Consider the following 20,371-nt stretch of genomic DNA (forward strand, 5'->3'; position numbering starts at 1 on the left):
GCCCGCCAGAGCATGTCGTCTATCCAGAAATGCAACGCCAGCATGATGAGACCGAGGGAAATCATGACTTCAATGAGTCCGAAAGGCGTTTCAGGGCCGTATGGCGGAGAAGATCCTCAAAGGACCCGCCGTTGACAATGAAGAGTAGGGACAAGACGCAGCACGTGAGTATCTGAGTGGCAATGGATGAAACGCTGACGCTTGTGTCGCCCGAAGTGCTCCTAGGACTTCGCGTCGCGGAGAGTCCGCAGGGCGATGATCGCCGCAGCGATCATCAGCACGACGCCGATGCCCGAGGTCAGCGCCACACCTGAGTCGAAAGCAGAGCGAGCGGACCTCAACAGTGCGTCCCCTGCGGGGCCCCCGATCTGGGAGGCGACTTCGGTCGCACCCCCGAGGGTTTCCCTCGCGGTGCTCCTAGCGGATTCGGGAACCTCTGAGGGCACCGTGACGTTGGTTCGGTAGGCGGCATTGAGTATCGACCCCAATACCGCGGTGCCGAGGACGGCGCCGGTTTCGTAGGCAGTTTCCGAGATCGCGGAGGCCGCACCGGCTTTGTGCGCCGGGACCGCGGCCAGAATGAGGTCGTTCGAAATGGTTTCCGCGGCCCCGATTCCGGCGCCAAGGACCACAAAGGCCAGGATCAGACCCAAATCCGATCCCGCCGGACCCGCGACGGCCATGATTCCGAACCCCACGGCATTCAGGGTCAGCCCGCCGGCGACCACGTGCGACGGCTTGAAACGACGAACTATCGGTACCACGGCCAGTCCCGCGACGATCGTGGCCGCGAGGCCCGGGATCAAGACGACGCCGGCCTGCATCGGTGTCATTCCGCTGATGAGCTGTAGATGCTGGGAGACGAAATACAAGAATCCGACGAGGGAAAACACGCTCAGCAGGTTTGCACTGACCGCACCTGAGAAAACGGAGTTGGTGAAGAGGCGGACGTCCAACATGGGGTCGTGCCGACCCAGTTGGCGGCGGACGAACCAAATGCCCGAACCCACCGCCACGACGAGGCACAGCAAGGCGTCGATCCCGAAGCCGTCGCTCGCGAACGCCTTGATGCCGTAAACCAGGGGCGTCATGGTCGCCATGACCAGGAAAATGCTCGGAATATCGATGCGGCCTGGGTTCGGGTCCTTGGACTCGGGAACCAGAAGCGGACCGAAGACGAGGAGCGGTACAAGCATCGGTACGGCCAAGAGGAAGATTGAACCCCAGTAGAAATGTTCCAAGAGGAAACCACCCAGAATGGGGCCGAGGGCAGCGCCGCCGGAGAATCCTGCCGCCCAAATGGCGATGGCTTTCCGGCGTTCATTCGGTTCCACGAAGATATTGCGGATCAGCGACAGGGTGGCCGGCATAAGCACCGAGCCGAAGAGCCCCATGGCGGCCCGTGCTGCGATCAACCAGCCCGGGCTCGGGGCGAAGGCCGCGGCGACCGAGATGATAGTGAACCCGGTGCTGCCTATCAGCAAGAGACGACGCCTACCTATGCGGTCGCCCAAACTCCCCATCGGAACCAGAAGACCCGCCAGAACCAGAGAATATACGTCGACGATCCACAACAACTGCGTTCCAGTTGGGTTCAGGGCTGCCGAAATGGGCGGTAATGCGAATGCCAAGACTGTGTTGTCCACCGCAACCAGAAGAACCGGCAGCATCAGGACGACGAGCGCGATCCAACGGCGGTCGTGCAGCGGCGGAGGCCCGGCACGGCGCTTTGAGGCGGTGGACATGACTTTTCCCTTCACGGCACGGCAGTAGATGACGATTACTGTACCGTCTGGACGGTTTAGTGCCAAGACAGTATGGTCGACATCATGAGTGCCAAAAGTCGTGTCCTGGATGCCTATGAATCGATCCTGATTTCCGAGGGGGAGCGCGCGGCGACGATGGACGCAGTTGCCGCTCGTGCCGAGGTTTCCAAAGGGGGACTGCTTTATCACTTCAAGGACAAGAATTCCCTCGCCGACGGGTTGATCGAGCGGCTCCTGGAATATGCCGCGGACGACAACGCGGCAATGCGGGCGTCCCCGGAGGGCCCCTCCAGATATTACGTGCGTTCCTCGGCCTTTTATCTCGGCAACGAATCGAGCCATGGTGCACCCATTGATCGCACGTTTGTCGCGGTTTTGAGTTTGGGGCAAGAGGCCCAGCCCAAGGCGCGTGAAGCGATGAGTCGCATCCACTCGGACTGGTACAACATCATTCTGGAAGAGGTGGGGGAGCCTGTGATTGCCTCCGCGATACTTCTGATCGGCGATGGCCTGTACTACAACGCTGCGCTCGCCGGCGGATCGGTCGATGGCGTGCTGGCCCCCGCCCCGGAAACCGCCCTCGGGGTTTCGTTGGTCAGTTCGCGAGGCCTCGAAGATCTTCTGGAGGTAGTGGACAGGCTCAAGGGCAACGCCAGCTGAGCAAGGTGCCCTGGTCTTAGGCGGCACCGAGTTTTTCGGTGAGCGAGTCGATCATTCGGCCCATGATCTCCGTCCCGTGGCCGTCCAGTCCCGGGCCCAATTGCCCAAAAACTTCCATACTGATGCATCCCACGATGCTTCCCCACGCTTCTATTCCGAATGCGGCGTGAGTTGCAGACGCATCGATTCCCAGTCCGGCGAGCTCGAAATCGAGACGCTCCGCGAATTTCCTGCTGGGCTCGGGATAGCGGAGTTCGGCTGCTGAAAAGATACTGAGGAACATCCCGATCACTCGCGTGCCCGGACCTGTTGTCCTCTCGGCCGGTGCCGCGTACCCGGGAACGGGGGAGCCATAGATCAGAGCCCATTGTTCACGGTGTTCCACTGCCCATTCACGCATCCCGAGAGCCAGAGCCCGAAACTGTTGTGCGGGCGCTTCCGATGCTTCGATCTTCCCCTCCACGTGGTCGGCCAGGGAAGAATAGGAGTCGATCACGAGCAGTGTGAGCAGTTCGTCCCGGCTGGCTACATATCTGTACACCGCGGACGAGACGACGCCGATTGTCCGCGCCACTTCGCGCAAAGAGAGGTTTGCTGCTCCTCGGGAAACGAGCTGTTCTCGACCTGCTGCGATGATGGCCGACTCCATCTGGGCTCTGGACTCTGCCCTGGATTGATGTGGGGTGTTCATGGTTTCAGTGTGCCATTTTCAATAACCGAGAGCACCGCTCTTGTTTAGTGTCGGCCTTGAGAATAGTCTGGTGTCATCAAACAGAGAGCAGTGCTCTCGGAAGGGTGGTCATCATGAAATTTCTCGTCACCGGCGCGGGGCAAATCGGTTCGCAACTGGTCTCGGATCTGGTTGCGGGCGGTCACGACGTCGTTGTATTGAGGCGTCGGGATTCGCCGGTGGAGGGAGCTGACGTCCTCAGCGGGGACGTATTGGACGGCCGATTGCTCCGGAAGGCGATGGCCGGAGTCGCGGCGGTCTTCCACTGCGTCCACACGGCCTACGACGCGAAAAAGTGGAAGGAATTCCTGCCGAGTCGCGAACGGGCGGTCATGGACGCTGCGGCAGATGCGGGCATTCCCGTGATTTTCCCCGAATCGGTCTACGGCTTCGGAGACCAGTCGGTCGATCTGCCGGAAGGGGCCAAGCTGAGTCCGCGCAGTCCGTTGGGCGAGGTCAGGGCATTATTGTTGACCGCCCGAGAACAGCATCGGGCCCGTACCGTCAGTGTTGTGGCGTCGGATCTCTGGGGGCCGACCGCCTTGCCTGCGACGTCGGTGGCCCATCTGGCCGTGCTTGTCCCGCGTCCTCAGGGCAAGCGGGGTTATGCCTTGGGGAATCCGAGCCTCCCGCACACGCTGACGTACATCCCGGACCTCACCTCCGCGATGATTTATTCGGCGATGCACGCAGGGGCACTCGCTCCCGCCGGCGACCGAATTCTTCACACTCCTTCACCGGAAACGGGATCTTTGGAGGATCTCAACGAGCTGGTTTCCCTGCGTTCCGGCGTGCGGTACAAAAGGCTCCTTCCCGTACCGAACGTGTTGCTGAGGACTGCAGGGTTGGTCAGTCCAATGATGGCGGAATTGAAGAATCAGGCATATCTCTGGAACCGCCCCGCGATTCTCCGGTCGGGGGTTCTCGCCGAAGAACACGGTCTCAAGGCCACTACCTTTGAGGCGGGCCTCGAGGCGACCAGAACCCGATAGCGAGACTCTCGCATCCGGGTATCGGCCCTCGGGGTGGCGTTCGTTTGCATTCAGGACGGTCGTGTGGCGGAGAAGGCTCCGCCGTCCAACATGGTTTCGAGCATATGCACCCGAGCCCTTTCGATGCCCGCGGTCACGACGTCCCTTATCTCTGACTCGTCGCCACTGCGTATGGCGTCGATGAGCCGCCCGTGGTTGACCGCGGTATACGGCTTGCCGAGTTCCTTGCGCAGGTTCAGGAATCGCTCGATTTCCTCATTGAGGGCGGTGACGGTTCGCAAGAGGACGGGTACGCGGGCCAACTCTGCGATGCGGACATGAAAGATCCGGTTTGCTTCGTTCCTGGCCGTGCTGTCGGAACCGGCACTCACCGTTGCTTCGCTCAACGTCTCGAGATCATCGAGTTCCTCGGTGGTTGCGCGGCGGGACGCCAGGATTGCAGCCTCTGGTTCGAGCAGTGCCCGTAAACGGTACGTATCCTGTGCCTCTGTGAAATCCACGCTCTTGACGAAAGTACCTCGGCGGGGAATGACCACTACCAAGGCTTCACGCTCAAGGAGATTGATGGCCTGGCGGATTGGCGTCTTGCTCATGTCGTATTTCTCGGCGAGCCATGCGTCCACGATGACCGCGCCCGGACGCAAGTTGCACTGGATAATGTCTCGCTTGATCGCCTCATAGGCCCGATCCGCCATCGACATCTGACGCTCCATGCCGGCCTCCGTTCCGCCTTTGTTGACTATTGACTTCCTTAGGGCCCTAGTCTAGCGTCTATCAGAAATATCACGGGAATGTCACCGTGATCTCAGGTGGTTCACCTCCACCCGCGGCCGATTCATTCGGCAGTGCAGGCCCCAAGGCAAGGCGATGAGGATGACGAAGACGTCAGACGATGTGATCGAGAGCGTTCCGCTCAACCGCTTCTACCGTGCTCTGAGCGCCATTGAAAGGGCAGGCAACAGGCTTCCGCATCCTTTTTGGCTATTCGTCATTCTCATCGTTGCCTTGGGGGCGGTGAGTGCCGTCCTTGCCTCTTTGGACGTGAAGGTCACGCTTCCCTCCTCGGGAGACACGGCTGCCGTGAAGAGCCTATTTTCTGTGGAAGGCGCCCAGTACGCGATCAAGAATGCGTTGAGGAATTATGCGACGTTCCCGCCGTTGGCGATGGTCGTCGTCGTTCTCCTGGGCGTCAGTGTCGCCGAACGTAGTGGGCTCCTGACCGCGCTTCTTCGAAGTACCGTTGGCCGCCTTCCCAAACGCCTGCTGACGTTCGCGATCGCCTTCAGCTCCATGACCGCGCACATCATGAGCGATTCTGCGTATTTGGTCATGATTCCGCTGGGAGCCCTCGCCTTCCGCGCAGCCGGACGTAGCCCGGTCCTGGGTCTCATGGTCGCTTATGCGGCCACGGCCGTCGGCTTCAATGCGAGCCCATTGGTTACGCCACAGGATGCCATTCGGTCGTCTCTGTCGACGGCGGCGGCTCAGATCGTCGATCCGGACTACGTGATGACTCCGGTCGCGACCTACTTCTTCACCGCCACGTCATCGGTCGTTCTCGCGGCCGCGATTGCCATAGTCGTGGATCGCGTCCTCGCTCGCAGACCCGAATTCTCCTCTTCTCAGCTGGATGGGGATTTCGAAGTAGCCGACAAATTGTTCAACACCGATACTGCGGACAGCACCACGGCCTCGATCGGCACGATCAAGCTCTCGAAGACCGAGATGCGCGCCATCGCGGCCACGGCGGTGGTCTTCGCGGTCTGCGTCGTCGTGATCGTCCTGATGCTGCTGCCCGGATCGCCTTTCCGCGGCGAGAACGGTGGGCTACTCGACTCGTACGTCGTCGAGTACATAGCGATATTCATCTCGATCATCTTTGCGCTCATGGGTATCACCTACGGCAGGATCACAGGCACGATCCCCCGGCTGGGCGACGTGCCGCCTGCTATGGCCGAGGGCGTGCGTTCTCTGGCGCCCGTGCTCGTGCTCTTCTTCGTCGTCGCCCAGTTCCTGAGCTACTTCACTTGGACGAATATCGGCTCCGTCATCAGCGTCAATGGCGCAGACCTGCTCCGCTCGCTCCAGGCGCCGCACCTGGTTATTCTGCTGACCATCATCTTCTCGATCTGCATCCTCAACATGCTGATCACGAGCGGATCGGCAATGTGGTCGATCCTTGCCCCCGTGGTTGTTCCGCTGGTCATGTACGTCGGGATGACCCCGGAAGCCGCGACGGTCGCATTCATGATCGGCGACTCGGTCACCAACTGCATCACACCGCTCAACGGCTATTTCGTGCTCGCTCTCGGCTTTGTCCAGCAATTTCGCAAGGGGGCAGGTATCGGAACCCAGCTCTCGTTCACGATTCCGATCGCGGGCGTCGTGTTGATCGTATGGATCGTGCTCTTTGTCCTGTGGTACTTGCTCGGCATCCCCCTCGGTCCGGGCGTACCCATCCGCTGATCACCCCATTCATGTCAGGGACGGCAGATCGCCGTTCGCACCACCACCGTAAGGATTTCCCATGGGAAGCATTGCAGTAATCGGAGCAGGCAACGTCGGCCAGGCGATGGCCGGCCATATGAAACTGAACGGCCACGATGTCCGTGTCTATTCACGCTTCGAACGGGACTACGCTGCGATTGAGCAGCGCGGAGGCATTACCCTTTCCGGCGAGATAGAGGGTACGGCGGTACCGGATCTGTTGACGACGGACCTCGCGCTCGCGATCGACGGAGTGGACGTGGTCGTCGTGGCCGCACCCGCATTCGCGCACCCATACCTGTCCGAATCACTCGCCGACGTGCTGGAACCCGACCAACTGGTCATCTTCCAGCCGGGGGTGCTCGGCAGCGCGCTCGAGCTCATGAGGAAGACAAGGTTGGCCGAACGAGAGCCCGGAATCGTCGCCGAGACCTCGACCAGCCTGTACACCTGTAGACTCCGCGGGCCGGCCCAGGTATACGTCGGTGCCATCAAGAACGCGGTACCGATGTCTGCCATTCCCAATCGCCAGACGGCCACTGTACTCGCCCGACTGGAGCCGTTCTTCGGCCGGCGCTACGTCGACGGCGGGGACACCCTTGCTGTCGGTCTCACGAATATCAATCCCGTCTACCACGTACCTCCCGCAATCTTGAACTTCAAGACGGTCGAGGATGCTGCGCGCCTGCCGCAGCACACACTCGTCACCCCTCGGATCGGAGAGGTAATCAACGAGCTCGACGAGGAACGCATTGCATTCGGCCGTGCTCTGGGCGTGCAGCTGCCAACCTTCTGGAATTTCCTCGAAACATCGTATGGGGTCAATGAGGGTAGCTTCGTCGAGAGGGTGATCGGTGGATACGGGCGTCAGGCTTTCCCGGAACCGGACTCCCTCGAGCACCGCTACTTCGTCGAGGACATTCCCTTCGGTCTTCTCACATGGAGTTCGATCGCGTCGCAGATAGGCATCGCCATGCCCCTCACCGACTCTTTCGTACACATCAGTCAGGTTCTCTGCGGCCGCGATTGGGAACTTGCGGGACGCACGGCATCGACCTTGGGCCTCCTCGGTGGCGACGCCGAGGCCATCAAGGGGGCGTTCGTCTCCGGTGAGTTCCCCGAATGAGCCGGGCCGCACGCAATCCAAACGCCGCTGCGGCCGCTCACGTCAGGGCGTGTCGCGTATTGTTCCCGGCTCCGCGTTTCGCGTCTCGTTCTCGCGGCGTACGAGCTTCTCACCGATGCTGTCGAACATCATTCCAGCGGATGCGGCGATGAAGATCCAGGTCCCTGCATCCATAAGCCCCGGCGAGAGAAAGAAGATACTCCCGAGAACGAAGAGCGTATTACCGATCAGGCCGATCCAACGGTGGAACCAAGGGAAATCGTGTGCAAGCTTGCCGATGGTCCACCGCATCTTCATCGCCCCTTTCGTGACAGATCCCGATTGGCCCCCATGGTAAGCAGCCGGATCGGTCCTCGTCACGGTATCGGAATCAACAGCAGGTTCATGGAGGGACGATCCAAGGTCATGAGAAACCACGATGAAGACTCTCCGCGAAACTGCAACAGTCGCCGGCCGGGCTGTCAGGCCTCGACGCTTTCCTTGGTGTTCGAAGGTTCTTCGCGTTTGTCGGAGAGTTCTTTGCGGACCACCCATACCAAGGCGACGGCCCACAGGGCCGCGATGGTCAGCAGGATGACCGCGTAGGCTGCGCCCGGCAGAACCGCATTGACGGCGTCGACCTTCAGCAGGGTGCGGGCGTTGGTGAAGATGATGAGTCCGCCCGCACCAACGGCCAAGAGTCGAGGAGCCAGCAAACGGACCAGCCATGCTGCTATGGGCGCGGCGATCACGCCCCCGATCAACAGCGCGAGGACAAACGGCAGGTTGATGCCTTGATGCCCCATGGCCATGAGGAATCCTGCCGAAGCGCCCAGACTCACCACGAACTCGGAGGCATCGATCGAGCCGATGACTTTGCGCGGCTGAATTTTGCCGGATGCGAGGAGCGTTGGGGTTCCCACGGGGCCCCAACCGCCTCCGCCGATCGCATCCATGAACCCTGCGACCATCGCGAGCGGAACGAGCAAAAAGCCTGGGACCTTGCCGGAGAAACTCGGGCGACGGTTTGGTATGCGCAAGAACCGCCACACCACGTAGATCCCGAGAAGCAACAAGAGGGCTGACATGACGGGCTCGGCGCCATCGCCCGAAGCCGTGAGAACGTTGGCGCCGAAGAATGCGGCAATTCCACCCGGAACGGCCATGAAGCCGACGACGCGCCAGTCAATATTGCCGAACCGCCAGTGCGACGCTCCCGAAGCGAGCGTCGTACCAATTTCCGCGAGGTGGACGGTAGCCGAGACCGACGCCGGCGCAAGCCCTGCGGTCAGGAGCAACGTCGAGGATGTCACGCCATAGGCCATCCCCAGCGAGCCGTCCACGAGCTGCGCGGCAAGTCCGATTAAACCCAAAAGGATCAACGTACGCATGGTCCGCTCCAGAGATCGAGGTATTCAAGTTCGATCACTCTATGGAGCGGTTGCGGGACCCCTCAAAGGATGCGTCGTGGCGTGTACCTAGGTGACACCGCATTGCGACTGGCATCAACACATTTCACCGGCCGTCATACAATCACCGTTCCGACCCCAGGGGCCTTGGACGATCTCAGGAATTTTGGTCGAGAATCGTGCGGATGTACTCCGCCGTGGTCTCGACGATGACGTCTGTGGCGTCCTTGACCTCTTGCGGAGAGTAGCCGAATGAGGCCGAGTGTCGGGCCCACTCGTGCATGGCCAGGTCGTTCCACGAATCCCCGACGGAAAAGGTCTCGTACCGATCACCCAAATGCGCATCGTCGAGCCATTTGAGACCTGTGCCTTTGGTGCAGTCCGGCGGCACGATATCCAGGAAGTCCTGATTTCTGTGGCAATCGACCTGACCCCGGAAGTTGTTCCGGATCCACGCTTGGATTCGTTCGATTGCGGCGTCGTCGTTCTCTATCCACAAGGGGATGCCCACGAACTCATGATCTGGAATTTCAGAGAGTTTCATGGGCTGGAAATAGGCGAGGATAGAACTCGATTTCTCGCCGGTGGTCGAGGGGAATTGCACGTCATCGGGGGAGTCTAACGTCGTCCCGTAGACGGCAACGCCCTCTTCCGTCGTCATAGTCTCGACGATCCGTTGCACCGTCTCGTTGGGCAAGGTGTGGCTCATGAGCACGGTGAAGTCGGCATCCGTGACCGCACCACCCGTGTACAAGACGTAGTAGTCGAACCGGAGGCCGGTGCCGTTCAGTGCGTGCCGGGTTGCAGCAATCGATTTTCCCGTGGCGCACACCGCAAGATTGCCCACCTCTTGCCAGTCGTGGATCGCGTCGATGCTGTTCTGGGCGATTTTTCCGTCAAAGACGAGCGTGCCGTCCAAGTCGAAAGCCATGAGCTTCGGCGCCATGAAGACTCCTTAGTGGGGTGGGTCCGAAAATGCCTCTCACCACTCTACGGCTCCGCGGTGCGCTCCCGCCCATCCTCAGGCTTCGTGCGCTCCCTCGGATGACCAGGTGAAATACAACACATGATGTTCTGTCGGCCGGTAAGCTCCACACCGAGGCCTCTGCCAAGGCGTGGCAATCGGCACGGACACACGATGACGATATCGGATGTCAGGGAATCGACGAGGGAGACACTATGGACAAGAGCGCGGGTCGGACGGAACTTCCCGAATTGGCAACTGCGGAGGCCTATTACGAGGACCGAGGAGATGGAAACTTCCGTTCCTCGATTCACGCCCAAGGGGCATGGAACGAGCACGAGCAGCACATGGCTCCGGCGTCCGGGATCATAGCCCACTGTCTCGCACGACATGAGCCGCGAGAAGATATGCGCATTGCCCGCATCAGTTTCGAGATTCTCGGCCTCATCCCGGGCGGTGACTTCGAGATCGTGACATCGACTGTTCGCCCCGGCAAGACCATTGAACTCGTTCAGGCGGAGTTGGCCGCCGGCGGTCGCGTGGCCATTCGAGCCACGGCGTGGAGGCTCACCACCTCCGACACCTCTGCTATTGCCGCGACCGAAGATCCGAGCCTCCCCCTGCGAGCAGAATGTGCGAGGTGGAATGGCTACGAGGAATGGCCTGGAGGATTCATTCGTTCGATCGAGGCAGTGCAGGCCCCGGGGCATCGGCCAGGCAGGGGGAAGGCCTGGATTCGCCCCACGGTTCCCTTGGTCGACGGCGTTGATTCCCCAGACTGGGTGAGACTGCTCGGCGTCGTCGACGCCACCAACGGGATCGCAACCCGGGTTCCGGCCGGCGCCGCGAGCTGGTTGTTCCCGAACGTCGACCTGCAAATCCACATGTATCGCGAGCCCAGGGGCGAGTGGCTGGGCATCGACAATTCCGTGACCTTCGGTGCGGACGGAATTGGTCTGACGTCCTCGATCCTTCACGACGAGCAAGGGCCCTTCGGGAGATCGGAACAGATTCTGACCTTGAGAAAGGGACCCAACCAGTCCTGATCGTCCGGTCAAGAAAGCCAAAATATTAGTATTTAAGATGAATTTTACCCCGAAATCACGGGTTTTTTCAGCGTTGGGGACAAACTGAAATTTCGGATCCTTAAATTTTGAGGTACTATGGATTTTGCCGACCCGCGGGACACTCCTCGTGTGCTCCTGGTGGTTCGGAGGTCTTCAGGCGATTGTCCGAGACCTCGTAACCTCCGCGTGATCGGCCTGCTGACTGTGCGTCAGCATTCCACTCACCTCATAGTCAGGAACACACCGTGAAAAAGTCCGCGAAATTCTGCACCGTCGCCACGCTGGTCGGTGCCTTAGCCTTTGGCGGAGCAGCAGCCGCCAACGCTCACGGCTACATCGGCAACTCGAAGTCCGACGTCACCGCTCGAGCGGCCATGAAGTCAAACACCAACCTCGGTCCAGTCCAGTACGAGCCGCAGTCCATTGAGGCGCCCAAGGGGTTCAGCCTTGATGCCTCCACGGGAGGGCCCGCAGACGGAAAGCTTGCTTCCGCCGGGACGGACATCGCCAAGAACCTGGACGAGCAGTCCCCGGATCGTTGGAAGGAAAACGAAGTCAACGCGGGGCAGACCATTAGTATGGGCTGGGAGTACACGGCCATGCACCCGACGTCGAAGTGGCACTACTACATCACCAAGAACGGTTGGGACCAGAACTCTCCCCTCAAACGCTCTGAGCTGCAGCCGCTTGCAACGGTCCAGCACGATGGAACGCCGCCCACCGAGGGCACAGTCCACCAAATGAAGCTTCCCGCTGATCACACTGGCGATCACGTGATCTATGCCGTGTGGGATGTCGCCGACACCTCCAATGCGTTCTACAACACGGTGGACGTCCACATCAACGGCGACGCCGAACCGGAGAAACCGGATACTGAAGCTCCGTCCGCCCCATCCAGCCTCACCGCGAACAACGTGACCTCCACGGGCGTCCAGCTCACGTGGAAGGAGTCCACGGATAATGTCGACGTCGACCATTACGAGATCCAACGCCGCACCAAGGGCGGAGACTTCAAGAAAGTCGGTTCAACCGCCGGCACCTCATTCAAAGATAAGGACCTGACCGCCTCGACGGCCTATGACTACCGCGTTGTAGCCTTCGACGCTGCGGGCAATGCCTCCGATCCCGGCACCCTGTCCGTGACCACGAAGAATGAAGACGTCAACCCTGGCCCGGATACAGAAGCACCTTCGGCGCCTTCGCACGTGCATTCGATGGGCACCACGGCCAACAGCGTCGATCTGATGTGGAGCAAAGCTGATGACAACGTCGGCATCGACCACTACGAGATCCAGCGCGCCATCAGCGGGGGAGAATTTGCAGCGATCGGAACCACGGACAAGACCTCGCACATGGACGAAGGGCTGAACGCTTCGACGAGCTACGACTACCGAGTTGTCGCTGTCGATGCCGCGGGCAACGAATCGCCGTCCAGCGAGGTATTCACTGTCCGCACCCGCGATGACAGCACGCCGGAGACCGAACAGTGGTCATCCACTGCCGCCTACAAGAAGGGCGACCGCGTCTTGCACAACGGATCCGTTTTCGAGGCCGTCCAGGATTACCAGGGGCACGGAGATCCGACGTGGATCAATGCCCTCTCTTTGTGGAAGAAGATCGACTGACATCGATCGGTGCATGCCCCACGCCTGACCCGAGGTCCCAACATCTGGGCCCTCGGGCAAGCAAGGGGCGTTGAGGCCGGACAGCACGCATGAGCTGTCTTAGGTGTCATTTCATGAGCGACTGAGCTATCTGGCCCGACCGCCTTCGGGCTTTCACCGACGGTGGGATGAGTTTCCTCCGGTATAATCTGAAGTATCACAGCATGAACAGAAGTATGGGGGAATTCATGCCGATTCCGGGGGGCTCGAAGGGCGGACCAGTAAAACGCACACTACTGCGGGATACCGTGTTCCAACGTCTGCGAGAGGCTATTCTCGACGGCACGCTTCAGCCCGGCGAAAGACTCAATGACGACGAGATCCAGAAGTGGCTCGGCGTCTCAAGGACTCCCGTCCGAGACGCCCTCAACGAGTTGAGTCACGTGGGACTAGTCGAGATGTCGCCCAACCGGTACACGAGGGTTGCCGTTCCGCGGGAAGAGGAAGCGCTCGCGGCTCTTCAAACCTTAGGGGTCATCATGGGCGGTGTCGTCCGTCTTGCCGTGCCCAGGTTGGACGATGGCGCGAGGAAAAAGGTCATCAAGCAGGCCAAGGTCGTCGTCGCGCATCTGAGGGCCGACGACGGCGAGAGCACCAATGATGCTGCCGTCAAGCTCTGGAGGAGCCTGATGAGCGAGTGCGGTAACCCGCTTCTGCTCAGCCTCTGCGAGCAAACCATCGACGGCCTAGCATTCAAGCTGCGCGTCGCGACGATCGACAAACTCTTCGACTTCGACGCTCACGCCGACATGTTCGAAGAGTTCATTCAGAAGATCGAGGCCAATGACGCCATCGGAGCCGAACTCGTCGTCGAGCTGATTCATCTTCTTCAAGCAAGTAACGAAGACTCCGTTTCTTCCTAAGACCTCCCGGATATGAGTTGTGAGAACCGGAACCGTGAGGAATCTCCGAGATGAAGCACGTCGCCCGGCCATACCGTCGAGGTATGGCCGGGCGACGTGTCTTCAGAGATCGAAGTCTTGGGCGGGGCTAGGACACCTCTAACGAAGCACGCGGATTCCTTCTGAGGCCGTCCATGTCACTTCGACCCCTTTGCTGAACTTCTGATGAACCTTGGCATCAGAACCGCGGAATTCATCCGTGGTGGGTACGCCCCAGCCGGATTCCCGGCCGTTCTGAGTCCAAGCATTCCCGATTGCACCGGACTCGATGACGGTATGCGCTCCCGAAGACGGGGTCCACATGTAGAGCTTCACCACGGCTCCGCGTTTGAAGGTCTGGTAGGCAAAATTGTTCTGCGCCGACGTCACCTCGTCGCCGACCGGGAAGCCAGAACCTTGCTCCCGGCCATCGGCGATCCATTTCTGGCCGATGGCGTTGTTCTCCACGATGGCGTTTGCTCCGGTTTGCGGCGTCCACATCATGAGGGTTGATCGTCCCGAGGCCGTCTTGAACCATTGGTATGCATAACCGTTGGCGCTGAATTCGTCCGAGCTCGGGAATCCGGCGCCCCGTTCGCGTCCGTTCGCGATCCATTTCTGGCCGATGGCGTTGTTCTCCACGATGGCGTTTGCTCCGGTTTGCGGCGTCCACATCATGAGGGTTGATCGTCCCGAGGCCGTCTTGAACCATTGGTACGCATAACCGTTGCCACTGATTTCTTCCGAACTCGGGTACCCGTAGGCATTTTCATATCCGGCTGCCTTGAACTTGGCACCGATTGCTCCCGAGAAATTCACGGAATGAGTACCAGTAAAGGGCGTCCAATAGATGGTGTAGTTCTTACTGAACTCTTGGAAAACGCCGCCGTTGACCAGACCGCCACTTTCATTATTCCTAGGGGTGCCGAACTTGGAGGCTCCGCCCTGGGAATCGTAAAGATTCTTGATCCCGTTGACCACGACCGGTCCGTTGTCGACCGGGGCGACCGCAGCGACCGCTGCGCGAGCATCGATGCGGGAGTAACCGTTCACATTGGCGCCGGTGCTCACCAGAATATTTCGGATCTGTTCAATGCTGATGTTCGGGTTCCGTTGCTTCATGAGCGCGATGACGCCCGCCACGTGAGGCGCCGCCATCGAGGTCCCGTTGAGCGGACCGTAGTTGGCCTGGGCCGGAGACTCGTACCCGGTGTTGTACGTCGAGTAGACGTCCGCTCCGGTCGTTCCGCCGGGGGCCAGGACGTCCAGCATCGGGCCGTAATTCGAATATCCGGTCATGACATCGGAAGAAGCCGACGCGCCAACAACCATTGCACCGAGACAATTGGCAGGGGTCACGTCGTTGGCATTGACGCCAGCATTACCGGCGGCAACGACTACAGGTACATTTCGGGAATATGCGCCGTCGATCGCCGACTTGATGGTTGCCGAGCACTGGTCGTTCCAGGCGGCAGAGAAATTGATGACCGTTGAAGGCCGCGGATTCACCGGGGCCCCGGCTACCTGACCGCCTGAAGCCCAGGTTATTGCGTCGGCAAAGTCCGATACGTACCCGGACGCCCCGATGCCGAAGGCGCGGACGGGTTCGATGGCAGCATCCGGGGCGACCCCGGCGACACCAATTCCGTTATTGGTCGACGCCGCCGCTATGCCCGCAACATGCGTTCCGTGCCAATTCTCCGAAGGGTTGAGCACCCCGGGGTCGGTCGGGTCGGAATCGCGCCCGGGGGTGCCATCTCTGTCGTAGTCGGGGGAGACGAAGTCGTGCCCGCCGGTGACCTTGGAGTTGAGATCCGGATGGTTTGTGATTCCGGTGTCGACGACGCCGATGGTCTGCCCGGCGCCCGTGGCGTATTGCCAGGCCCCAGACGCGTTGATGGTTCGCATGTTCCACTGTCTGCTCGAGTACAGGGAATCATTGGGCGTGGTCGGGTAAGCCGCCGTCGCGTTCTTGACGATTTTGTCCGCCTCCGCATATTCCACGGAGGGATCGGCCTCGAGCTGCTTCACGACCTCAGCCTGTTCGGCGTTATCCAGTTTTTCCGATGTCTGAACGACATCCGAATCGTTGGTCGTGGACTTCAGGACCTTGGACTCGTCGGAGGGGGCGGCGGCGTCGGCTTTCTGAAGAACCTGAGATTTAGTCTCTGCAGGGGTGCTCTCCTTGAATTTCACCACCAGGCGGTCGGTCGCGGGTTCGACGGAGGACGGTGTTTCCGGGGCTTGCCCCGTGGCCTCGGCGAGTGAAGAGTCACCGAACACCTTGTTCTGCGACTGCTGCTGGCCGGTCGGCCCGCTCGGAGGAGCGGCAACGGCCGGGGGCGTCGCCGATATAACGGTCCCTGCCACGAGACAGATTCCGATGAGGGTACGAGATATACGCATGGGTAACCTTAACTAAAGGTGCGAGAAAGCGAGCGGTGATTGGAGCCTGGATGACGCTGCTCACCTTCAAAACGTGAACATTGTCTCTCGCGAAATCCTCTTCTAGGTCGCCCTATTTGTCAAGAATATTTCGAATGAACTATTCCATACATGTGATGTTTCGCGGTGAAACCGGTGGGAGGTCGGCGCCGTATCCTGGATTCGTGCGACGACGAGGATGTTTTCCCTCGGAATTCGGGGCCGGTTCTAGATTCCGTACATCCGCCGGACGTACATTCCGTACAGGCGGCGATAAATCGTCGGCGAGGCTTTCAGAAGTACACCGGCCATACCGAATACGGGCTTGATCCGCAGCGCGGTAATAATTTGGTTCCACGAAATTCTGCGTCGGCACTGGGATATGATTTCTCGGCCGCGCTCATTGTCGAGACCGATGGCCTGCTGAGCATTATTCAGATAGGTCAAGATGCACGAGATCTTGAACGCCCGTAGGCCTTCGGACGTATCGAGCAGGGATCCAGCTTCCTGGCTCATATGGTCCAGGAGTCGATCACTTTCTTCGACCGAAACGACCTTCCCCCATGTCGCGGAGTTTGCGTCCACGGTGTATTCGTACAACGAGGGATCGATCACGGCGACTCGCTTGGACCCCGCATAGGCCCCCAAGCAGAAGACTGCGTCCTCAGCCCGGTGAATGTCCATCGGGAATCGAATCTCACCAATGGATTCCACGGAGATCAGTTTGTCCCAAACATAAGGGGTGAGGTTGTCCTTCAAGAGCTCGAGACCCGCCTCTTTCCCGGATCGGCCCCCCGGGGCGCCAATGGAGCGGTCACGATGCGAGCCGTCCGTGCTCACTAGCGTGTGGCTACACACGACCAAGTCGGCTTCCTCGGAGGCCGCAAAAGAATGCATCGTCGAGAGAAAATTGGGTCGATACCTGTCATCCGAATCGATGAAAGAGACCCAACGCCCTTTCGCTTCGTCCAGGGCTTGATTGCGTACCCCGGACACCCCGACATTGGTTGTGTTGTCGAAGACCCGCACTCGCTCGTCCGGGTGGTTCCGCAAGAACTCATGGATAACGCGGGACGAGTCGTCGGGCGAAGCGTCGATCATGACCAGCAACTCGAAATCCGGATCAGTCTGTTCCAAGACGGATCGGATCGACGAGACAACACGTTCTGCCGTGTTGTAGACCGGCATGATGATTGATGTTCGGGGGCCCTGGCTAAGAGTCACAATCTTCTTTCGTTGTGGAAGCAATACATATCCGAAGTTGCCATCATATTGAATGTTTCCCAGTGGTGCCCGGGTGGATTGCCGCCTTGATAAGCATTCACTGAATCGCAGACACCGTTGAGCTCTCGCCCCAGAGATCCGTCGCGAGCCGGGCGATGTGCATCGTCAGGTACGTGTGTTCGTCTTCCGACATGTCCTGGTGCAAATGCATTTGCAGGAGCAGTACGACTTTGTACGCGCAATCGTAGGCGCGGGGGTAGCTGGCCCGGACCGCGTCGTGAATAGCCGGGAAGGCCGGGTCCTGGCTCGTCGGGTTCTTGCCGTGCTCGGCACGAACGAAGAGATACCGGAGATGGGTCACGAATCGCGCCACGGACATATTGGATTGGTTGATCTCCTGCCCGTAGGCCGAGGAAATGACGTCGAAGATCTGCGAGAAGACCTCGGTCATTTTGAAGGTCTTGACGAGGTCCTCGGTGGCAAATTGCGAGTTGACGAGGTGCAGTGCGAGAGGCGTCGCCTCGTCTTCGGGTAGATCGGCGTCAAAACGTTCATTGATCAGTGATATTGCCCGACGGCCGAAGGCGACTTCCTTGGGATACAGCTGTCCGACCTCGATGCTGAGGGGGTATTCGATACGGAGCTTCTCCTGGGCGCGGATCAATGCGTAATTGATGTGATCCGCAAGGGGAACAATGAAGGAATGCGAAATGCTGGCGCCCAATTCGTCACGGGCTATGGCCTCCAACTCTGTCGCGAGGGCCAAAACCTCCGCCGGTATCTCGGACAACATGGCCGTGAGCTGCTCTTCGCCCTGGCTTTCCGGTACGAAGGTCTGTTCCACCTTGTCGGGATCGAGCTGTTGGCCCTTCTTCTTGCCGAAGGCGAGCCCCCGGCCGATCATGACCATTTGCTCACCGGAATCACCGGATGCGAGTACCACATTGTTATTGAAGATACGGAGGATGCGCATGTCTGCTTGTCCTTCCTCCCGGCAACGTGGTTGAGGGTGAGGTGGCCCCGCCAACTCTTAGGAACATCTTACGGCGGGTCCAGATGATCTAGAGCTCGAGTATCGGGAAGCCGATCAAGGCCACCAAGACGGTAATGAGCAGTGCAAACCCGATCACGATCAGGCCGGTCAACACGATTTTATTGCCCAGGCTTCCGGGGTATTTGGGACGCTCGGGCTGCGTCTTGGGGTTCGGACTTGGCGTCTTGGGGGCGGTTTTGCGGGGCTCGGCCCCGGCGTGTTCGGTTTCTTCGGCAGCCGTGGCCGCGGCGCTCGGAGACGTACCAGGGCCTTTGGGACCTGAGGGCCGACTCTGCGACGGCCGCTGACTGGACCCTCTTCCCGGAGAGGCAGGTCTTCCCTTGGCCGGACGAGTACCGACGTCGGACGAAGGGGATCCCGTTGAGGGGCCGGGGCTATGCGGACTCTTATTGGTCGTCGTGTCGCCAGCGTTGGCCTGCTCCTTGGCCGTCTGGGACGGGCGGCCCTGGCGAGACTGCTGGGGCTTGTCTTCGCCGTCGGAACCGGGGCTCGCGGAGCTCCGAGGACCAGGCGAGGTCGGACGCTGCTGATTCGTCTGATCTGCCGTGGTCGCGGACTTCTTCTTTTTCTTGTTCGGCTCGCGGAAATTGGCCATGGCTCTCCTTCCAGAAGTGTGCTCCACACTACACATTCGAACCACCCTGAAGACACTTTTTCCCTGCCATGGCGCGCCTAGTCAGGAGGAAGTTTGGTTGTCCTGAGCAAGATGTACGGGGCGCCGAAAGCCATCAGAACAGGACGGAATGGTACCGCCCGGCCTGAAACATGGTGGATACCGAATGTTTACCCGGCTGTAGCCACGAGCGATCTTGAGTCGTCCAGAGTTGTTCTCAGGCCGTTTTGACAGGCGGTCAATGCGATAAGAACGAAAGAGGAAAACACATGCTGTCCCACACCGTAGAATTCCTGCTCGACTCTGTTTCCGGTATCACGGGCCCGATCCTCGATCTTTTGACTGCGCTGGGTCTCTAGTCCCGTGGCCGAATGTGAGAGCTTGGTGATCTATTCTTGATCATTTCTCACGGCGACGACCACGGGTTTTGCGGGTGACGGTGCACTTATATGTCGGATATCTTTTCGACGTGATGTTCTCCGCGCCCGCAAGGCCCGTGGTTGGGTGCGTTAATCCGAGAGGGATGGCCTATTGCCGGCCCTTTTACTGTTTCTATTTCTCGTAGATAACGCTGGCCGTTATGCCGTCGTCCATGGCCGATACCGCGGAAACATGGCCTTGTTTCTTTGCATCCAACTTCGCCTCAGCGACGACCCTGCCTGTGTCATCCGTGATCCGCAGGTTCTGTCCCGGGGCAAGCTCCGAAGACTCCGCTTTGTAGGTCCGTTCCGCACCGCCGACCTTTGCTCGGTCCGTGAATGATCCGTCATCGTTGGTGATCGGAGTCGCGTCCGATTCGGGATACGGGAGTGAAACCAAGTCTTCAATCTCGTCGTGATCATTGTCCGTAATGTTGTTGAGAATGAGGGTTTCCTTGGACGCTCCTTCGGCGGGTTTCATTTTCACGTATACCGTCGATTTCAGGTTCATGGCCTGGTACATGACGTACGGTCTGCCATGAACGTCTATTTCCTCTGCTCTGTTCTGATGCGTCAAGGTTGAAATTGCAGTTCTTGCTGATTCCTCTCGAGCGTGCCTAGCTTCTTTGTCCCAGAAAAGAGCTGCCGTCGCCAACGCAACAACAATTATGGAAAACAGCACGGTCGGAATGACTAATTTTTTCATGGAGCTCTCTGTCTCGATTCCCGGTGGTTTGAAGTTCGAGCAAAATTTTGTCACGGGACGAGAATCGGAACGATAGAATTGAGTGTATTTCTTGGTAGAGCCTCCTTTACCGTGAACGGTGTAGATGCAGGTGGGGAAACGGTGTTACTCACCCCGCCCGATGCTCGGCGGTAGGCGTTGACGGGTCTGCCCTTTGCCTGCTTCTT

The 20,371-nt window shown here is 59.5% G+C and carries 18 protein-coding genes; 7 read left to right on the forward strand and 11 right to left on the reverse strand.

Going from position 1 to position 20,371, the window contains the following annotated elements; all coding sequences use genetic code 11:
• Positions 1 to 221: 221 nt before the first annotated feature.
• On the reverse strand, positions 222 to 1,745 hold the full coding sequence (locus EWR20_RS00960) for an MFS transporter (protein ID WP_129358346.1): 1,524 nt from the start codon (positions 1,743 to 1,745) through the stop codon (positions 222 to 224).
• A gap of 84 nt (positions 1,746 to 1,829) precedes the next feature.
• On the opposite strand from EWR20_RS00960, the gene EWR20_RS00965 reads away from it, so the two are divergent.
• Positions 1,830 to 2,426, forward strand: a complete 597-nt coding sequence (locus EWR20_RS00965) for a TetR/AcrR family transcriptional regulator (protein WP_129358347.1) — start codon at positions 1,830 to 1,832, stop codon at positions 2,424 to 2,426.
• A gap of 16 nt (positions 2,427 to 2,442) precedes the next feature.
• On the opposite strand, the gene EWR20_RS00970 is transcribed toward EWR20_RS00965, so the two are convergent.
• A complete protein-coding gene (locus EWR20_RS00970; protein ID WP_129358348.1) occupies positions 2,443 to 3,117 on the reverse strand; it encodes a TetR/AcrR family transcriptional regulator in 675 nt (224 codons plus the stop codon).
• Between the two features lie 113 nt (positions 3,118 to 3,230).
• Between EWR20_RS00970 and EWR20_RS00975 the strand changes: the two genes are divergently transcribed.
• On the forward strand, positions 3,231 to 4,148 hold the full coding sequence (locus EWR20_RS00975; RefSeq protein ID WP_129358349.1) for an NAD-dependent epimerase/dehydratase family protein: 918 nt from the start codon (positions 3,231 to 3,233) through the stop codon (positions 4,146 to 4,148).
• Between the two features lie 50 nt (positions 4,149 to 4,198).
• Here EWR20_RS00975 and EWR20_RS00980 read toward each other — a convergent pair whose 3' ends face one another.
• Positions 4,199 to 4,861 (reverse strand): GntR family transcriptional regulator, encoded by a 663-nt coding sequence (locus EWR20_RS00980; RefSeq protein ID WP_129358350.1) that lies wholly within the window; start codon positions 4,859 to 4,861, stop codon positions 4,199 to 4,201.
• 160 nt (positions 4,862 to 5,021) lie between these two features.
• Between EWR20_RS00980 and EWR20_RS00985 the strand changes: the two genes are divergently transcribed.
• Together EWR20_RS00985 and EWR20_RS00990 are read left to right on the forward strand one after the other, a co-directional pair.
• Positions 5,022 to 6,614: an AbgT family transporter gene (locus EWR20_RS00985; RefSeq protein WP_129358351.1), complete on the forward strand. Its 1,593-nt coding sequence runs from the start codon at positions 5,022 to 5,024 to the stop codon at positions 6,612 to 6,614.
• A 61-nt stretch (positions 6,615 to 6,675) separates the two neighbouring features.
• A complete protein-coding gene (locus tag EWR20_RS00990) occupies positions 6,676 to 7,761 on the forward strand; it encodes an NAD/NADP octopine/nopaline dehydrogenase family protein (protein ID WP_129358352.1) in 1,086 nt (361 codons plus the stop codon).
• 42 nt (positions 7,762 to 7,803) lie between these two features.
• On the opposite strand, the gene EWR20_RS00995 is transcribed toward EWR20_RS00990, so the two are convergent.
• The 3 genes from EWR20_RS00995 to EWR20_RS01005 all read right to left on the reverse strand — a co-directional run bounded on the left by EWR20_RS00995 (position 7,804) and on the right by EWR20_RS01005 (position 10,095).
• On the reverse strand, positions 7,804 to 8,178 hold the full coding sequence (locus EWR20_RS00995) for a YrhK family protein (protein WP_165000917.1): 375 nt from the start codon (positions 8,176 to 8,178) through the stop codon (positions 7,804 to 7,806).
• Positions 8,179 to 8,222: 44 nt separating this feature from the next.
• Positions 8,223 to 9,131 (reverse strand): sulfite exporter TauE/SafE family protein, encoded by a 909-nt coding sequence (locus EWR20_RS01000; RefSeq protein WP_129358354.1) that lies wholly within the window; start codon positions 9,129 to 9,131, stop codon positions 8,223 to 8,225.
• Between the two features lie 175 nt (positions 9,132 to 9,306).
• A complete protein-coding gene (locus EWR20_RS01005) occupies positions 9,307 to 10,095 on the reverse strand; it encodes an HAD-IIB family hydrolase (protein ID WP_129358355.1) in 789 nt (262 codons plus the stop codon).
• A 233-nt stretch (positions 10,096 to 10,328) separates the two neighbouring features.
• Between EWR20_RS01005 and EWR20_RS01010 the strand changes: the two genes are divergently transcribed.
• The 3 genes from EWR20_RS01010 to EWR20_RS01020 all read left to right on the forward strand — a co-directional run bounded on the left by EWR20_RS01010 (position 10,329) and on the right by EWR20_RS01020 (position 13,707).
• Positions 10,329 to 11,159 (forward strand): thioesterase family protein, encoded by an 831-nt coding sequence (locus tag EWR20_RS01010; RefSeq protein ID WP_129358356.1) that lies wholly within the window; start codon positions 10,329 to 10,331, stop codon positions 11,157 to 11,159.
• A 266-nt stretch (positions 11,160 to 11,425) separates the two neighbouring features.
• Positions 11,426 to 12,805, forward strand: coding sequence for a lytic polysaccharide monooxygenase (locus EWR20_RS01015; RefSeq protein WP_129358357.1), 1,380 nt, complete (start codon positions 11,426 to 11,428; stop codon positions 12,803 to 12,805).
• 203 nt (positions 12,806 to 13,008) lie between these two features.
• Positions 13,009 to 13,707, forward strand: a complete 699-nt coding sequence (locus tag EWR20_RS01020; RefSeq protein ID WP_238147501.1) for a GntR family transcriptional regulator — start codon at positions 13,009 to 13,011, stop codon at positions 13,705 to 13,707.
• A 138-nt stretch (positions 13,708 to 13,845) separates the two neighbouring features.
• Here EWR20_RS01020 and EWR20_RS01025 read toward each other — a convergent pair whose 3' ends face one another.
• The 5 genes from EWR20_RS01025 to EWR20_RS01045 all read right to left on the reverse strand — a co-directional run bounded on the left by EWR20_RS01025 (position 13,846) and on the right by EWR20_RS01045 (position 20,165).
• Positions 13,846 to 16,131 carry a S8 family serine peptidase gene (locus EWR20_RS01025; RefSeq protein ID WP_129358358.1) on the reverse strand — a complete coding sequence of 762 codons (2,286 nt, stop codon included), beginning with the start codon at positions 16,129 to 16,131 and terminating at the stop codon, positions 13,846 to 13,848.
• Between the two features lie 246 nt (positions 16,132 to 16,377).
• Positions 16,378 to 17,373, reverse strand: coding sequence for a glycosyltransferase family 2 protein (locus EWR20_RS01030; RefSeq protein ID WP_238147502.1), 996 nt, complete (start codon positions 17,371 to 17,373; stop codon positions 16,378 to 16,380).
• Positions 17,374 to 17,470: 97 nt separating this feature from the next.
• A complete protein-coding gene (locus EWR20_RS01035; RefSeq protein WP_129358359.1) occupies positions 17,471 to 18,346 on the reverse strand; it encodes a PRD domain-containing protein in 876 nt (291 codons plus the stop codon).
• An 88-nt stretch (positions 18,347 to 18,434) separates the two neighbouring features.
• On the reverse strand, positions 18,435 to 19,022 hold the full coding sequence (locus EWR20_RS01040) for a hypothetical protein (protein WP_129358360.1): 588 nt from the start codon (positions 19,020 to 19,022) through the stop codon (positions 18,435 to 18,437).
• Positions 19,023 to 19,592: 570 nt separating this feature from the next.
• Positions 19,593 to 20,165, reverse strand: coding sequence for a hypothetical protein (locus EWR20_RS01045; protein WP_165000918.1), 573 nt, complete (start codon positions 20,163 to 20,165; stop codon positions 19,593 to 19,595).
• Positions 20,166 to 20,371 lie beyond the last annotated feature (206 nt).

The organism is Rothia uropygioeca, assembly GCF_004136585.1.
Taxonomy (GTDB): Bacteria; Actinomycetota; Actinomycetes; order Actinomycetales; family Micrococcaceae; genus Rothia.

What these genes read in the sequence shown, in the direction of transcription:
- EWR20_RS00960 (WP_129358346.1), bottom strand. Translation starts at nt 1,745, where the DNA reads ATGTCCACCGCCTCAAAGCGCCGTGCCGGGCCTCCGCCGCTGCACGAC.
- EWR20_RS00965 (WP_129358347.1), top strand. Translation starts at nt 1,830, where the DNA reads ATGAGTGCCAAAAGTCGTGTCCTGGATGCCTATGAATCGATCCTGATT.
- EWR20_RS00970 (WP_129358348.1), bottom strand. Translation starts at nt 3,117, where the DNA reads ATGAACACCCCACATCAATCCAGGGCAGAGTCCAGAGCCCAGATGGAG.
- EWR20_RS00975 (WP_129358349.1), top strand. Translation starts at nt 3,231, where the DNA reads ATGAAATTTCTCGTCACCGGCGCGGGGCAAATCGGTTCGCAACTGGTC.
- EWR20_RS00980 (WP_129358350.1), bottom strand. Translation starts at nt 4,861, where the DNA reads ATGGAGCGTCAGATGTCGATGGCGGATCGGGCCTATGAGGCGATCAAG.
- EWR20_RS00985 (WP_129358351.1), top strand. Translation starts at nt 5,022, where the DNA reads ATGACGAAGACGTCAGACGATGTGATCGAGAGCGTTCCGCTCAACCGC.
- EWR20_RS00990 (WP_129358352.1), top strand. Translation starts at nt 6,676, where the DNA reads ATGGGAAGCATTGCAGTAATCGGAGCAGGCAACGTCGGCCAGGCGATG.
- EWR20_RS01000 (WP_129358354.1), bottom strand. Translation starts at nt 9,131, where the DNA reads ATGCGTACGTTGATCCTTTTGGGTTTAATCGGACTTGCCGCGCAGCTC.
- EWR20_RS01005 (WP_129358355.1), bottom strand. Translation starts at nt 10,095, where the DNA reads ATGGCGCCGAAGCTCATGGCTTTCGACTTGGACGGCACGCTCGTCTTT.
- EWR20_RS01010 (WP_129358356.1), top strand. Translation starts at nt 10,329, where the DNA reads ATGGACAAGAGCGCGGGTCGGACGGAACTTCCCGAATTGGCAACTGCG.
- EWR20_RS01020 (WP_238147501.1), top strand. Translation starts at nt 13,009, where the DNA reads ATGAACAGAAGTATGGGGGAATTCATGCCGATTCCGGGGGGCTCGAAG.
- EWR20_RS01025 (WP_129358358.1), bottom strand. Translation starts at nt 16,131, where the DNA reads ATGCGTATATCTCGTACCCTCATCGGAATCTGTCTCGTGGCAGGGACC.
- EWR20_RS01035 (WP_129358359.1), bottom strand. Translation starts at nt 18,346, where the DNA reads ATGCGCATCCTCCGTATCTTCAATAACAATGTGGTACTCGCATCCGGT.
- EWR20_RS01040 (WP_129358360.1), bottom strand. Translation starts at nt 19,022, where the DNA reads ATGGCCAATTTCCGCGAGCCGAACAAGAAAAAGAAGAAGTCCGCGACC.
- EWR20_RS01045 (WP_165000918.1), bottom strand. Translation starts at nt 20,165, where the DNA reads ATGAAAAAATTAGTCATTCCGACCGTGCTGTTTTCCATAATTGTTGTT.